The following is a 13,576-nucleotide window of genomic DNA, read 5'->3' as shown; positions in this document are numbered from 1 at the left end:
AATTTATTATGTACCTCTTTCATTTAGTTATAACCCAGGTTTTTAGCGGTTTACTCGTTGTTTAGTATTTGTCATATAAATTAAAAATAAGTATAAAGGATTGTTTTATTGTGAGGGTAATTATTCCCCACTTATTACTGATGTGTTTTTGTTGTGTTATTACTAATAATTCAAATGCTGCGTTGTTAGCTATTAAACTTTGCTATAATCGAGCAAATTTTTTAATGAGATAAATAAATGACCCAAGTAGATGTAATTGTAATAGGTGCGGGAGCAGCAGGATTAATGTGTGCAGCGCAAGCTGGATACCGTGGCCGAAGCGTTACAGTACTTGATATGGGGAAAAAACCAGGTCGTAAAATTTTAATAAGTGGTGGTGGGCGTTGCAATTTTACAAATGAAAATGCAACCCCGGATAACTACCTATGCACAAACTCTCATTTTGTTAAATCATGCTTAAGTCGTTATACACAGCATGACTTTATTGAGCTGGTGGACAGACATGGCTTGGCGTATCACCATAAAACACTAGGCCAGCTTTTTTGCGATAACAATGCACAAGACATTGTTGATATTTTACTAACCGAATGTGAGTGGGCCGGAGTAAATATAAAGCTACGCAGTGAAGTGATCAGCGTATCAAAAACCGAAACCGGCTATAGCGTTACCACAGAGCAAGAAACCTTAAGCTGTGAGTCGTTAGTTATAGCATCAGGTGGCTTAACCATGCCAAAACTAGGGGCTACACCAATAGGTTATAAAATTGCAGAGCAGTTTGGGTTAAATGTATTACCAACCATGGCAGCACTTGTACCATTTACTTTGCACCAGCACGATAAAGACCGTTTTGAAGGACTTTCGGGAATTAGTATCCCATGTGAAGTTTCAAGCGAAGATGGCTCCGTATTTAAAGAAAATATCCTCTTTACTCACCGAGGGTTATCGGGCCCTGCAATATTACAAATAAGCTCATTTTGGCGAGCAGGGCAGGCTGTTACTATAAACCTATTACCTGAAATAGATTTAAGGCAACAACTTGCTGATTGGCGTGAAACACAAGCTCAAAAGTCGTTAAAAAATAGCCTTGCGACTATTTTACCTAAACGCTTTATAGAAGTACTGCACGAAAGCAAAGCGATACCAGATTGTAATATTAATCAGCTTACACATGCTCAAATAGATGAGTTAGTAAATTATATTCATGCGTGGCAAATTAAACCCAATGGCACAGAAGGTTATAGAACAGCAGAAGTAACATTGGGCGGTGTAGATACCGACGAGTTGAGCTCAAAAACCTTTGAAGCTAAAAAAGCTAAAGGCCTATACTTTATAGGCGAAGTAACCGATGTAACGGGTTGGTTAGGGGGCTACAATTTTCAGTATGCGTGGAGCTGTGGATTTGCTTGTGGGCAGTATGCTTAGGTTGTGTAGAGACAATAAAGTTTGTAACCTTGGGGTGATCGCTTCACCCCTTAACCTTGGTAAAAAATATTATTTAAAATATGATTGAAAGTTAACCACTTGAATTTAATGTATTTTATTCCTTAAAAATAAAGTCATAATTTAAGTCATAAAAGCAATAAAATAGCGATTGAAAAACAAGCAAATAAGTCATATTTTTATTCTTTTTTTGACCTCATTTCTTTAATGAATTGTTCATGTTTAGCTAATTCTTCAGGTATTCGATCATAACAGGTTATATCCTGACTTTTTTTCTTGTTTTTAACTTTGCAAAATGACAACCATCTATCAAAAATATAAGATTTACGCCAGAGGGTGATTTTACTTTTAGCTTCCCTTCCAATAATTGTGGGAGCTATGGCTTTTACTGTATTACTATAAATGCTATTCGCTGGAAACTTATCGCTCATTTTTTTAACATAGTTTGAGTCATCTGTAGACCTAAAAACAATAAATGAGCCTCGACTCCTAAATTGAAGTTCATTTAGCAGATGTATATCTGGTAAGTTTTCAATTATGGTACAGGAACTATTTTTAGCTCCCATTTTATAGATCTTACTATCATATAAACATAAGGTAATAGTGCTTGATATTGGTAAGAAAACTTGCAATCCACATTTAGACAAACCACTGATATCTATTGAGTGTAAGTTACGAAGATACCAGTTGTAATGAACCACAGGATGATCTGATATCACAAACTCAGTGGCTGTTTCATTAATTAGTATGTGCCACTCTAAATCTAAGAGAAGAGGCACTTTGAGCGCTGCTTCCAGTGTTTGCAGTTGAAGAAAATATTTTGGGTTATCAAAAGAAACTTTTATACCGTCTAGAGCTTCTTTATCAAAACCATTTAATTGACCTAATTGATTTATTAATTCATTAAAATAATTGTCAATATTATCTAGCGAGGAAGAATATGCATTTGGTGTACGGCTTAATTGAACTAAAATAAACCGAAGAAGGTCTACTCGCCCTTCAAAATCCAATTGTCCATCAACTTCCCTTGTAATTATTTTTAAAGCCTGAGCGCCTGGCCCTTCAATATAATCACGCAAAAAATTTTCGATCGTGTTGTCTTTATCATAGAAGTTATTCTCGAATAGTTCAGCTCCAACATTAGATGGCCGTAACTTATTCCTAGTTGAATCGAATATATTAATAGCACCATCGTTATAGCTAAAGTTTTTAAGTAAACACCTGGGTACGAAGTGCTGCTTCCTTGTTATCTTTTTCATTTATATTTTCCCTACAATGTAGCGGCAATTATTAATAACCTCTAGCTATTTAATGCTAACGATCTTAGGTTTTGATTCTCGTAATAATCTAATTCTATCTTCTATATCTAGAAAATTCATCATCGCAGTTAACAGCATTGTTTGCTCTGCATATGCTTCATCTAGCCTTTGATTAGCAACATCTAACTCATGTCGGTATTTATCTTTTAGCCTTTTTTCTTTTGATTTATCTTCTTTAATTCTCTCCAAGTCAGTGCTAACAGAGCGTTTACGAGCCTTACCAGTTTTTTTAGCCTGAGTTTGTTTCTCTGATGAGATTGCATCCAAAACCTCAAGATACAAGTGGTACAGTGATTTTGGCCACCCATTAAGAAAAAAACCGCCAAACTGGCGGTTAAAAGGTCTACACAATACTGTAAAAGTTATAACTACATAGTTACTTTAATAGTTCGAGCACATCAAAGCAGGCACCCATAGTGTGGTAATCAGTTTTACCAATAGGGCTTTTCTCGGTATCCATTTTTTTGTTATCTACGGTTAAAATTCTAAACCAAGCACCGTATTGATGATCAACTAAATGCTGCCATGAATACTGCCAAATTTTGTCGTACCATTGCTGGTATTTTTCATCACCTGTGGTTTCATAAAGGTAGGCTGCACAGCACAGTGTTTCGGCTTGAACCCAAAAGTACTTATCGTCATCGCAAATAGTTTTATCAGGTGCAAAACCGTAGCAAATACCGCCGTGTTTTTTATCCCATGCTACATCTATTGAGTTATCAAATAATGCTTGAGCGCGCTCGATAAGCCATTTTTGTGGTTTATGTTTATTTAAAAACATAAGCAGTTTTGACCACTCTGTTTGATGACCAGGCTGAAAGCCCCACGGACGAAATAAATTTTTAGGATCGTTTTTGTTGTACTCTAAATCGACCTGCCAATTTATATCGTAATGCTCCCAGATTAATCCGCCCATTAAATTAGCTTGGCGGTTAACCATGTTGTCGGCAAGAGTAAGCGCACGGTTTAAAAATATCTCGTCTTTTGTGGCTTCATAGGCGGCAATAAGTGCTTCGCAGGTGTGCATGTTGGCGTTCTGGCCACGGTATGAATCGCACTTTGTGAAGTCGCTGTTGTGCTGATCTTTATATAACCCGGCTTTTGCATCCCAAAAATGTGTTTCCATTGTTTGAAATGTATCGTTGAGGTATTCACGCGCCTCTGTAACGCCCACACGGTATGCCCAGCTGTACGCTAAAATAACAAACGCAAAGCCATAACAATGGTTAGTGTTATCAAGTACGGTTGCTTGGCCGTTTTCAATTTTTAATAACCAGTTGTAGCCGCCAGTTTGCTCAACAAGGTGATGCTTACGAATAAACTCAATCCCCGACTTAACACGATTAAGATACTTTTCGTCATTAAAGGTTTGATACGCGCGTGCATAGTTAAATACAAAACGAGTAGAGCTTACTAAATGGCGCGTTTGTTTATCAAACACCTCACCATTATCAGAAAAGTTTTGGTAAAAACCACCGTGTTCGTCGTCAATATTTGGCTCATAAAACGCTAACGTGTCGCTAATGTGCTGCGTTAAAAATTCATGGCTTTTAAAGTTATCAGGTGTGCTTTTCATAGTGCGCTCCTAAAATCATTTAGAGATTTTTCATTAGGTAGGGAGTTAAATGCCCCTTTGTAAGATGCTGCGTGGGCACCACATAATGAAGCAAATTCAAAAATAGTATTTAGCTTTGAATTATTTTCACAAAGCGTACTAAAGCTCACAGGTGTAAGTGCTTGTAAGCCTAGCTGATATAATAGGCCACCTACAAAGGCATCGCCGGCGGCGGTAGCATCAACCATAGTTACTTTTTTAGGGATAAGCATTTGTTTGCCGTGTTTAGTAAACCAATACATTGGGTTACTTGCATCAGTAACTACAAATAACTCACAGCCGTTACTCAGTGTTTGGGCAATAAATTCATCACTCGATTGCTCACCCGCAAGGTATTCAAGCTCTTCTTTTGAGGCTTTAATTATTGAGCAGTCTTTTAATAACGGTAAAATATGCTCGCGAGGGTTGGCATTGCTAGGCCATAAATTAAGGCGCAAGTTAATATCAAAGCTCACAATTGAGTTATTTTGTTTTGCAAATTTAACACCGTAAGCGGTGGTGTTTCTGATGTTTTCGTCGGTTAACGTGTTTGAGCAAATATGAAAAATATCGCATTGCTCAAACCATTCGCTACTAAAGTCATTATTACTAAAGTGCAGATCGGCGGTGTTATCACGATAAAACTCAAACGTACGATCGCCGTCGTTATCAAGTGACACAAACGCAAGCGCCGTTTTAGCATGATCAGTAAAGCGCATAAAGTCGGTTTTTACACCTTGCTCTTTTAATGCGTTATGTAAAAAGTCGCCAAAGCTATCAGTGCTTAGCATTCCTGCAAAGTAGGCATTACCGCCTAGCTTTGCAATAGCTACGCTTACGTTTGCAGGCGCACCGCCTGCAAACTTTGTAAACGCTTCGTGTTCGTTGCTGTTTTGGCTCAATTTATTTGAAAGTAAATCAACCAGTACTTCACCAAAGCATATTGTGTGTTTCATGATCTTGCCTTAGTTGTTAGTCAAGTAGCCAATGTAATGCTATTGCAGCTGTCCACGAGAAGTCTTTACCACCACAGCCTGCGCCTGTTTCTGGGTTAAAGTATTCGTAGTAGCCTGACTTAACAACGAGGTTGCGCGTATCATCTTGAATTTTTTCAGCCGTTGTTACACAGCCGGCTTCTTTAAGGCCTGTGGCTATCATCCAGTTAATGTGTAACCAAATAGGGCCGCGCCAGTAGCGTTGTGGCTCGTATTTTTCTTCTTTAGGGTGGGTAGAAGCCACACTAAATTGGCTCGACTCAATAAAATCTTCAGTGGCTGTATTAATTATTTTAGTTTGCTCATCGCTTGTTAAGCCTGCATATACAGTTAATAGCGCGGCTGATGTTTTAACTTTCGCTAAGCTGTTAGTTAATACATCACGACAATAAAAATACTGACTTTGCTCACACCATAAAGTGTTTATGGCTTGCTCTGTTTTTTGTAAACGCTGTGCTAAGTAATCAGTGCGGGCATCGTTTAAACCAAGTTGTTCACCCATTTTGAGTAAATCTTTGGTTGCACGGTGCAAAATAGCAATAATACCTAGGTCATTCATTTTGTACGGGCTGGTTTCGTAAATTACTTTACTGTCAAAGTTGTTGCGTTTAAAAAAGTCTACAAGGTATAAAAAGCGGTCGTATTCACTTTTATGTGGACGTTGAGAAGAGTCTACATGGCTTGTATCACGGCGCGTATATTCCCAATCCACACATGGCACAGCTTGAAGAGCGTCATCCCACGATGGGCTGTTATCCATGCCCGACTCCCACGGGTGATATGTCACTACTAAACCAGTACTTTCAGGATCTCGGTCGTTGTACCACCATAAATGATAGTCAACTACTTGTGAAAATAATGCTTTAACTTTTTGTTCTGCAAGTGTTTTGTCTTTCGCACTGGCAAGCATCTCCTTCATTACAGTAGCAACTACTGGCGGCTGAGAAATAGAGGTACTTTTGATTTTTTTATCTGATCCCCATACGTCAGGACCTGGAAAATAAGTATCTGAATCTTTATGAAACAAGATGTGCGGCACCATGCCATCATCCCATTGGCCTGAAAATAACACATCAATTTCTTGCCATGCGCGGCTTTCGTCAGACTTCATCCAACCTAGCGCTGTAATGGCTGAGTCCCAGTTCCACTGAAACGGGTATAGGCCATGTGTTGGTACTGTATAGCCACCTAAGTCGTTTGCTATAAGTGTTTTAGTAGCAAGGTCTGCAAGCGATGAAGCCGTTGCTGAGTCAATTTTACCGCTGTTTATAGTAGTCATATTGGGTGCTCTTTGTGTGTTATTTTCGATTTGGACAATATTAAAGCACTCATTATGGGTTGTAAATGTTTTTTTTCTGTGCTTAAATCCTGTTCGAAGTAACAAAAAACTAACATGTTCACTTGATTATTTCGGCTTTACTTAGCCACACTCTAAGTAAATACACACAGACAACTAGCACAAATGGAGAATACCCGTGAATAAAACTACGATCGCCTCTATTGTATCTTTATGCCTTGCACAGGGCGCTTATGCAGCAGAAGAAACTGCACCAGATACAGCAAAAAAAGCTAACAACGTTGAGCGTATTATCGTCTCTGGTACCAGTAAAGGGCGTGTTATTTCAGACACTCCACAATCAGTAACATCTATTAGCGAAGACGAGCTGGTAAAGCTTTCTTCAAGTAGCCAAGCAGATGTGCTTCGCTATATTCCGGGTATTAAAGTAGAAGGCGGTGGCGGTGAAGTCGCTACTAACCTTCAAGTAAGAGGCTTACCTTCATCGGGTCAGTTTCAATTTACGCCACTGTCGTATGATGGTTCACCGACACTGAGTGTTTTTGGTTTGAACTCATCGGCGTTTGATGTGTATTACCGTAACGATCTGGGTATTGAACGCGTAGAGTTTGTGCGTGGTGGTGTATCTAATTTATTTGGCCAAGGCTCTGTGGCCGGCATTATTAACTATATTTCTAAAACGGGCAGTGACGATCCGCAAAGTACCGTACAAATGGAGCTTTCTGACCAAGGGCGTACACGCTTAGATTTTGCAACGAGCGGTCCACTTAATGAAGACGGCTTATATTATGCGCTTTCTGGTTTTTACCGCTACGACGAGGGCCCTTTAGATACAGGCCTTGAGACTAAAGGTACTCAGTTACGTGGTAATATTCGTAAAGAATTTGATGATGGCTCTGGCTCATTTACGGTTTACGGACAGTACATTGACGACCAAGCTCAGTTTTATTTACCTATTCCACTTGATGGCGAAAGCCGTGAGCGCTTAATCGGTAACGATGGTCGTGAAGTAGAATCACTGCAAACAGCGCAAGTATCTAACTTAACGTACGATACAGCAAATGGTCGTTATGAATCGCCAATCAGCGATGGTGTAGTCACTAAAGGTGGCTCTGTTTCAGTGGTGTTTGAAAAAGAACTCGCTAACGATTTTGCTATCAACATGCGCAGTAAATACGCTAAATACCAACACGAATTTAATTTATTTTTAGATGGCGACGGTATTATTAATGTACCTGAAAGCCAAGACGACTTTTTAGCTAACCGTGGCTTAGGTGATGCAAGCGGCGCTGAGTTTTCTTATGTTAATTCAGGTATCGCACTTGCAAGCGATGACTTACTATTTGCTAACCGCATTTTAGACCGCGACCGCCCAGCTGAAGATTTTTCTGCAGAATTTAATATCATCAAAAGTATTTATGTAGGTGATTTTAGCCATGATATTACAGTTGGTACATTTTTCTCTCACAGTGAAGCCGACGACGATAACGTTATTACGACTTACTTAGGTGAATTTAATAATAACCCTCGCTTAATTGACTTAACGTATACCGATGTTAATGGCGACGAGATTCAATACACACAAAATGGCATTAGTGGGCCAGGTATTTCTTATACTAACCAAACCATTAGCGCTACCCGCCGTGCACTTTATATAGCGGATCAAATGGAAAGTGACGATTGGATTTTTGACTTTGGTGTTCGCTACGAAGAAATTGAAGGCAAAATTAGCCGCGAAGGCAGCCAAGTTGTACAAATAAATAATGACCCATCACTCGCATCTAACTTACAAGTAAACACAACCGGTAGTGGTGTAATGACCTACGGTGAAGTAGATACGTCTGAATTTGCTGTATCGGGTGCGGCGTTATATCGCTTAACAGATAACTTAAATGTATATGCCAATGCATCTCGCGGGTTTTTCTTCCCAGAAATTAGAGGTATTCAGTTTAATGACTTAGGCGAGCCTGCCAGCTACGAAGCCGAAATTGTAGAGCAGGGCGAACTAGGTGTTAAGTTTTTTGATAACGACTTTAGCGGCAGTGTTGCGTTATTTAGAACTGACTTAAAAGATAGACGCAGCGTAGACTTTGTAAACGATGGTAATGGTGGCGTATTAGAGCTGCCAGTTATGCAGTCAACTAAAGCAACCGGTGTTGAGCTTACAGGTCGTTACGATATTACCGATGAGTGGGCTGTTGATGCCAACATGACCTACACCGATCACGAATTTACTGAATTTGATTCAGACCCTTCTATTATTGGTAACGAGTTACGTCGTAAACCAAAAATACTATTCAATACATCTATAAGCTATACCACAGATGACTGGGATGCTTCTATTTATCATAACTTTACAGGTAAAAACTTTGCTAACGATGCAAACTCTGTAGAACTTGATTCATTCCATTTATTTAGATTTGATGCAGGTTATAACTGGCAAGTTGCACCAGAGCAAACAGTCCGCTTAAGCGTTGGGGTATTTAACCTGTTTGATTCTGACGGTGTTACTGAAGGTTCGCCACGTTTAGGCAATAGCCAAACGGCAGATAATCCATACTTTGTAGGTCGCCCGATTCTCCCACGACGCGTTACTTTAAGAGTTAAATACGACTTTTAAATAAATGCTTTATGCCTATTAACTCACTTTGGGGTTAATAGGTTTTTTGCATTGTGATGCATTTTTCAGCTAAGTTAGCTACAGGTTTATCTTTTTGACTAGGCTCGTTTATTAAAAAGATAAGGGCAGGTAGCCATTTGGTATTTTATTTTTGAAAAGGCGCAGTGTTTTCATATTGTGAATACGCGAATTAATTATGAATATATTAGATTTTTCAATAGTTGCTCTTTATCTTGGTGCCTTATTGGTAATGGGATTTATGCTACGCGAACAAACCAATAAAAATGATTACTTTTTAGGGGGTAAAAGCTTAGGTTGGAAACCTTTGGCTTTGTCGGTAATGGCCACTCAGCTTTCGGCTATTAGTTTTATTTCGGCTCCTGCATTTGTTGGTTTGCGTGAAGGTGGTGGTATGCAATGGCTCTCGTATGAGCTGGGTGTTCCGCTGGCGATGATTTTAATTTTAGCAACTATTTTACCCAAGCTTTATAAAAGCGGCATTGTTAGTATTTACGATTATTTAGAGATGCGCTTTGGCCGCTCAACTCGTGTACTTATTAGTGTGGTGTTTCAATTTAGTCGTGCGTTTGCCACCGGTATTATGATTTACGCGGTATCGCTTATTCTACAAGGCACCATGGGAATAGAAGCATGGCAAGCTATTGTACTAACGGGTGTTATAACTGTTTTATATTCACTGCAAGGTGGGATGAAAGCCGTAGTATATGGTGATGCGATTCAAATGATCATCATTGTGTTGGGGACTATTGCTTGTATAGGGTTTGGGCTTTATCACTTAGGTGGCGTTGACTCGTTTATTAGTAATGTTGACTCGAGCCGATTAGAAGCGATTAAGTTTGATTCATTTGGTTTTAGCGGTGACGGCTTTGGCTTTTTACCGATGATTTTTGGTGGTGTGGTACTTTATGCCTCTTACTACGGGTGTGACCAAACGCAAGCGCAACGTGCGCTCAGTGCAAAAGATCCTAAAAACCTACGCTACATGATTTTAGCAAATGGCGTAGTGCGCTTCCCAATTACCATTTTATATTGTGTGTCGGGTTTAATTGTTGGCACACTGGCAATGAGTAACCCTGAATTTTTAGCAAAAATTCCAGCAGATAACCCTGATTGGATGATGCCTATATTTATTTTAGATTACCTACCGCATGGCTTAATTGGTTTGTTAGTTGTTGCTATTTTGTCGGCAGCGATGTCGTCACTAAGCTCTGCGATTAATTCACTTTCGGCCGTAAGTATTGAAGACTACAGCCGTATATCTAACAAAGAGCTCGACCAACCATCTTACTTAAAGTTAGCTAAATACTTAGGTTTAGCATGGGGCGCAATTACCTTAGTACTATCACTTTTTGCTGGCGATATTGCACCAACCATTATTGAAGCGATTAACAAGGTAGGTTCGTTATTTTATGGCCCAATACTGGCGGTATTTTTAGTTGCTGTACTAAGTAAACGCAGTGCTGCATTGCATGCCAATATTGGCTTAATTAGTGGTGTATTAATTAACTTGTTGGTGTCGGTATTTGCGCCTGATATTTTCTGGTTTTGGTGGAATTTTATCGGTTTTGTAAGCGCTACTGTGATTATTTATGTTACGAGTCGTTTAATTCCACGAGAAGTAAACGAAGTAACAAAAGTACAAAATGCCGAGACAGTATCAAACTCAATTTTAACTGGCAAAGATATCGTTATGCTACTTAGCATGTTTATTGTGATGATATTAATTTGTTTAGCTATTCCTTCAATTTTTTCGTGAGCTGTGACTAATGGATTCTAAAAAGTCGTTTTTAATTGATTTATTTACCACTGCGGTAAATGCCTGTAAACCGAGTGCTTGCATGAGTAAGTATTTAGAAAATATAGATGCAAGCAAAGGGTTGTGTGTAGTGGGGGCGGGTAAAGCCGCCGCTGAAATGGCCGCCGAAGTTAATCGCTTTTATGGTGATAAATGTTTTGGCGCAGTGGTAACGCGTTATGGATACGAAAGTAGCGGCGATACTGGGCGAATTAAAGTGCTTAGTGCAAACCACCCAACACCAGACGATAACAGCTTAGCTGCTGGCAAAGAGTTATTGGAGCTTGTAAGAAATAATCCGGCTGATATTCCTATTTTGTTTATTATTTCGGGGGGCGGTTCGTCGTTGATGTGCCTACCTGTTGATGATGTACCTTTTTCACAAAAGCAAAAGCTTAACCAATTTTTACTGAGAAGTGGTGCAAGCGTTGATGAAATTAATGTTGTGCGCAAACAACTCTCACTTGTTAAAGGCGGCAAGTTAGCGCAGGCCGCTAAGTCGGATTACGTTACGCTCATTATTTCAGATGTAGTAGGGGATAAACCAAGTGATATAGCGTCTGGCCCAACTATTAGCGATGCCAGCACAAAAGCCGATGCACTGGCTATTTTACAAAAGTACAATTGGCCGGTAATTAAAGAGGTTCAAGCGCATTTATTAAAACCAGAGCAAGAAAGAGCTGCCGATACTACAGGTGAGTATTTTATTGTTGCAAATGCGCAGCATGCTATTGATAGCGCTATAGGTGTTGCACAGCATCAAGGTTGGGAAACCCAAGTACTAGGATATGATATTCAAGGCGAGGCTAAAGAAGTTGCAAAGCAACATGCGACTATCGCTCTTGAGCAAAAAGCCCAAGGCAAGCGCGTTATGTTGTTCTCCGGTGGAGAGCTTACCGTCACCGTTGCTGATGTTTATGGAGATGGCGGGCCAAATCAAGAATACTTAATGGCGCTGGCTGAGGCACTTAATGGCGAAGCTGGTATTTACGCACTTGCTTGTGATACAGATGGTGTAGATGGTAGTAAAGATGTAGCGGGTGCTTACATAAATAGCACCACAATTACACGCGCTCAAAACGCTGGGGAGAGCCTTCAAGCACAGTTAGAAGGACATAATAGCCATCAGTTTTTTAAAGCAATTGATGATTTAATTATTACTGGGCCAACTAACACAAATGTGAATGATTTTAGAGTGATAGTGATTGAATAGGCGCAGTTTACCTACTTGTTCTTTATAATGGTTTCACGTAATCTTGTGCTCCAATTTTGTTAGGGTTAATACCTATGTTTTCGTTAAACAACAGTAACTTATTACGCTCTGGTTTTGAGCTTGGAAAAGGCGAAAAGCTATTTCAAGATATTGAGCGCGATATTATAAAAGTGGTGTTTTGGGAGAAGTGCGTAACACAAAGCCATATTGTGAGCGCCACTCGTATTCCACAACAAACTGTGTCGCGTTTACTTAAGTCGTTAACTCAGCACGGCGTAATTGTGCAAAGCGATACGCTAATTCCAAATAAAAAAGGTAAGCCAGGGTTTGGCATTGCCCTTAACCCCGATTATGGATTTACCTTTGGCTTAGCTATTTTGCTTGATGCTATTTCGATTGCCGTAATGGATTTTACGGGAAAGGTGGTTTACACCCATATGCAGCTAATGTCGGATATGAGCATTAATAATGTACTTAAATGTGCAAAAAAGCTGGTGGAAGATATAAGCGCTGAGCGCGAAATCCCAAGTGAAAAAGTGCTAGGAATGGGCGTGGGTATCTCTGGCTTTTTTAGCTCAATGGATGGGAAAATGAATACCCATCATATGCTAGAAGAGTGGTCGCAGGTTGATATTATCGATATTGTGTCGCAGCATTTTCAGCTTCCTACTTGGGTTGTTAACGATGCAACAGGCGCAGCTGCAGGTGAGGGCGTTGCTGGTATTGGTCGTGAGTACAAAAACTTTGTTTATATGTTTGTATCGGCCGCATTTGGTGGCGGTATTGTAAATAATGGCGATGTACTGCGTGGTACCTACGGAAACGCAGGTGAGCTTGGCGACATGCTACCGCCTAAATTGTATGCGCACCCTAATCTTGAATTACTAAAACGTATTTTGAAAAAAAATGGCGTAGCCGTTACTTCTATTTACGATCTGCACGACAACTTTGACCCCGATTGGCCAGGCGTTGAAGAGTGGCTGTTTAAAGTTCAAGACTCATTTGATTTAGTGGCAACTTGTTGCTCTGCATTATTAGATGCTGAAGCGATTATTATTGGTGGCCATATTCCAAAAGAATTGGCTGAAAAGGTTATTGCACGTACTGAGGTTTATGCACAATTTAGACGTGGCGCTAAGCGGCCAATGCCTAAGTTGGTGGTATCTAATATTAATAATTTTCCGGTATCAATTGGCGCAGCTACTTTGCCATTTAGAGAGCTGTGTTTGTAGTTTAAGAGGAATTTAAAAACAAAAAAGCCGATATTGTTTATGCAATATCG

At 39.7% G+C, this 13,576-nt stretch carries 10 protein-coding genes; 5 read left to right on the top strand and 5 right to left on the bottom strand.

Going from position 1 to position 13,576, the window contains the following annotated elements:
• Positions 1-237: 237 nt before the first annotated feature.
• Positions 238-1,422, top strand: coding sequence for an NAD(P)/FAD-dependent oxidoreductase (locus I6F54_RS08495; protein ID WP_197119674.1), 1,185 nt, complete (start codon positions 238-240; stop codon positions 1,420-1,422).
• Between the two features lie 197 nt (positions 1,423-1,619).
• On the opposite strand, the gene I6F54_RS08490 is transcribed toward I6F54_RS08495, so the two are convergent.
• The 5 genes from I6F54_RS08490 to I6F54_RS08470 form a co-directional block, all read right to left on the bottom strand.
• Positions 1,620-2,699, bottom strand: a complete 1,080-nt coding sequence (locus I6F54_RS08490) for a DUF4238 domain-containing protein (RefSeq protein ID WP_024608050.1) — start codon at positions 2,697-2,699, stop codon at positions 1,620-1,622.
• Between the two features lie 45 nt (positions 2,700-2,744).
• Positions 2,745-3,026 carry a hypothetical protein gene (locus I6F54_RS08485; protein WP_133120271.1) on the bottom strand — a complete coding sequence of 94 codons (282 nt, stop codon included), beginning with the start codon at positions 3,024-3,026 and terminating at the stop codon, positions 2,745-2,747.
• A gap of 109 nt (positions 3,027-3,135) precedes the next feature.
• Positions 3,136-4,335, bottom strand: coding sequence for an AGE family epimerase/isomerase (locus I6F54_RS08480; protein WP_197140839.1), 1,200 nt, complete (start codon positions 4,333-4,335; stop codon positions 3,136-3,138).
• Positions 4,332-5,309 (bottom strand): carbohydrate kinase family protein, encoded by a 978-nt coding sequence (locus I6F54_RS08475; RefSeq protein ID WP_197140837.1) that lies wholly within the window; start codon positions 5,307-5,309, stop codon positions 4,332-4,334. The genes I6F54_RS08480 and I6F54_RS08475 overlap by 4 nt, the downstream gene beginning before the upstream one ends.
• Before the next feature lie 16 nt (positions 5,310-5,325).
• A complete protein-coding gene (locus I6F54_RS08470; RefSeq protein ID WP_166419669.1) occupies positions 5,326-6,627 on the bottom strand; it encodes an MGH1-like glycoside hydrolase domain-containing protein in 1,302 nt (433 codons plus the stop codon).
• Positions 6,628-6,823: 196 nt separating this feature from the next.
• Here I6F54_RS08470 and I6F54_RS20460 point away from each other — a divergent pair, with 196 nt between their 5' ends.
• The 4 genes from I6F54_RS20460 to I6F54_RS08450 all read left to right on the top strand — a co-directional run bounded on the left by I6F54_RS20460 (position 6,824) and on the right by I6F54_RS08450 (position 13,526).
• Positions 6,824-9,265 carry a TonB-dependent receptor gene (locus I6F54_RS20460; protein WP_166419670.1) on the top strand — a complete coding sequence of 814 codons (2,442 nt, stop codon included), beginning with the start codon at positions 6,824-6,826 and terminating at the stop codon, positions 9,263-9,265.
• Positions 9,266-9,461: 196 nt separating this feature from the next.
• Positions 9,462-11,042: a sodium:solute symporter gene (locus I6F54_RS08460; protein WP_197140834.1), complete on the top strand. Its 1,581-nt coding sequence runs from the start codon at positions 9,462-9,464 to the stop codon at positions 11,040-11,042.
• A gap of 10 nt (positions 11,043-11,052) precedes the next feature.
• Positions 11,053-12,294, top strand: coding sequence for a glycerate kinase type-2 family protein (locus I6F54_RS08455; protein ID WP_197140830.1), 1,242 nt, complete (start codon positions 11,053-11,055; stop codon positions 12,292-12,294).
• 74 nt (positions 12,295-12,368) lie between these two features.
• On the top strand, positions 12,369-13,526 hold the full coding sequence (locus tag I6F54_RS08450) for an ROK family transcriptional regulator (protein ID WP_197140827.1): 1,158 nt from the start codon (positions 12,369-12,371) through the stop codon (positions 13,524-13,526).
• Positions 13,527-13,576 lie beyond the last annotated feature (50 nt).

The organism is Pseudoalteromonas sp. SWXJZ10B (genome assembly GCF_015864475.1).
Lineage (GTDB): Bacteria > Pseudomonadota > Gammaproteobacteria > Enterobacterales > Alteromonadaceae > Pseudoalteromonas > Pseudoalteromonas arctica.
The sequence above is the reverse complement of the archived record's forward strand: the minus strand, read 5'-3'. Positions and strand labels throughout refer to the sequence as shown.

Coding starts and splice junctions, on each gene's coding strand:
- I6F54_RS08490 (WP_024608050.1), bottom strand. CDS start 2,699: ATGAAAAAGATAACAAGGAAGCAGCACTTCGTACCCAGGTGTTTACTT.
- I6F54_RS08475 (WP_197140837.1), bottom strand. CDS start 5,309: ATGAAACACACAATATGCTTTGGTGAAGTACTGGTTGATTTACTTTCA.
- I6F54_RS08455 (WP_197140830.1), top strand. CDS start 11,053: ATGGATTCTAAAAAGTCGTTTTTAATTGATTTATTTACCACTGCGGTA.
- I6F54_RS08495 (WP_197119674.1), top strand. CDS start 238: ATGACCCAAGTAGATGTAATTGTAATAGGTGCGGGAGCAGCAGGATTA.
- I6F54_RS08470 (WP_166419669.1), bottom strand. CDS start 6,627: ATGACTACTATAAACAGCGGTAAAATTGACTCAGCAACGGCTTCATCG.
- I6F54_RS08480 (WP_197140839.1), bottom strand. CDS start 4,335: ATGAAAAGCACACCTGATAACTTTAAAAGCCATGAATTTTTAACGCAG.
- I6F54_RS08460 (WP_197140834.1), top strand. CDS start 9,462: ATGAATATATTAGATTTTTCAATAGTTGCTCTTTATCTTGGTGCCTTA.
- I6F54_RS08450 (WP_197140827.1), top strand. CDS start 12,369: ATGTTTTCGTTAAACAACAGTAACTTATTACGCTCTGGTTTTGAGCTT.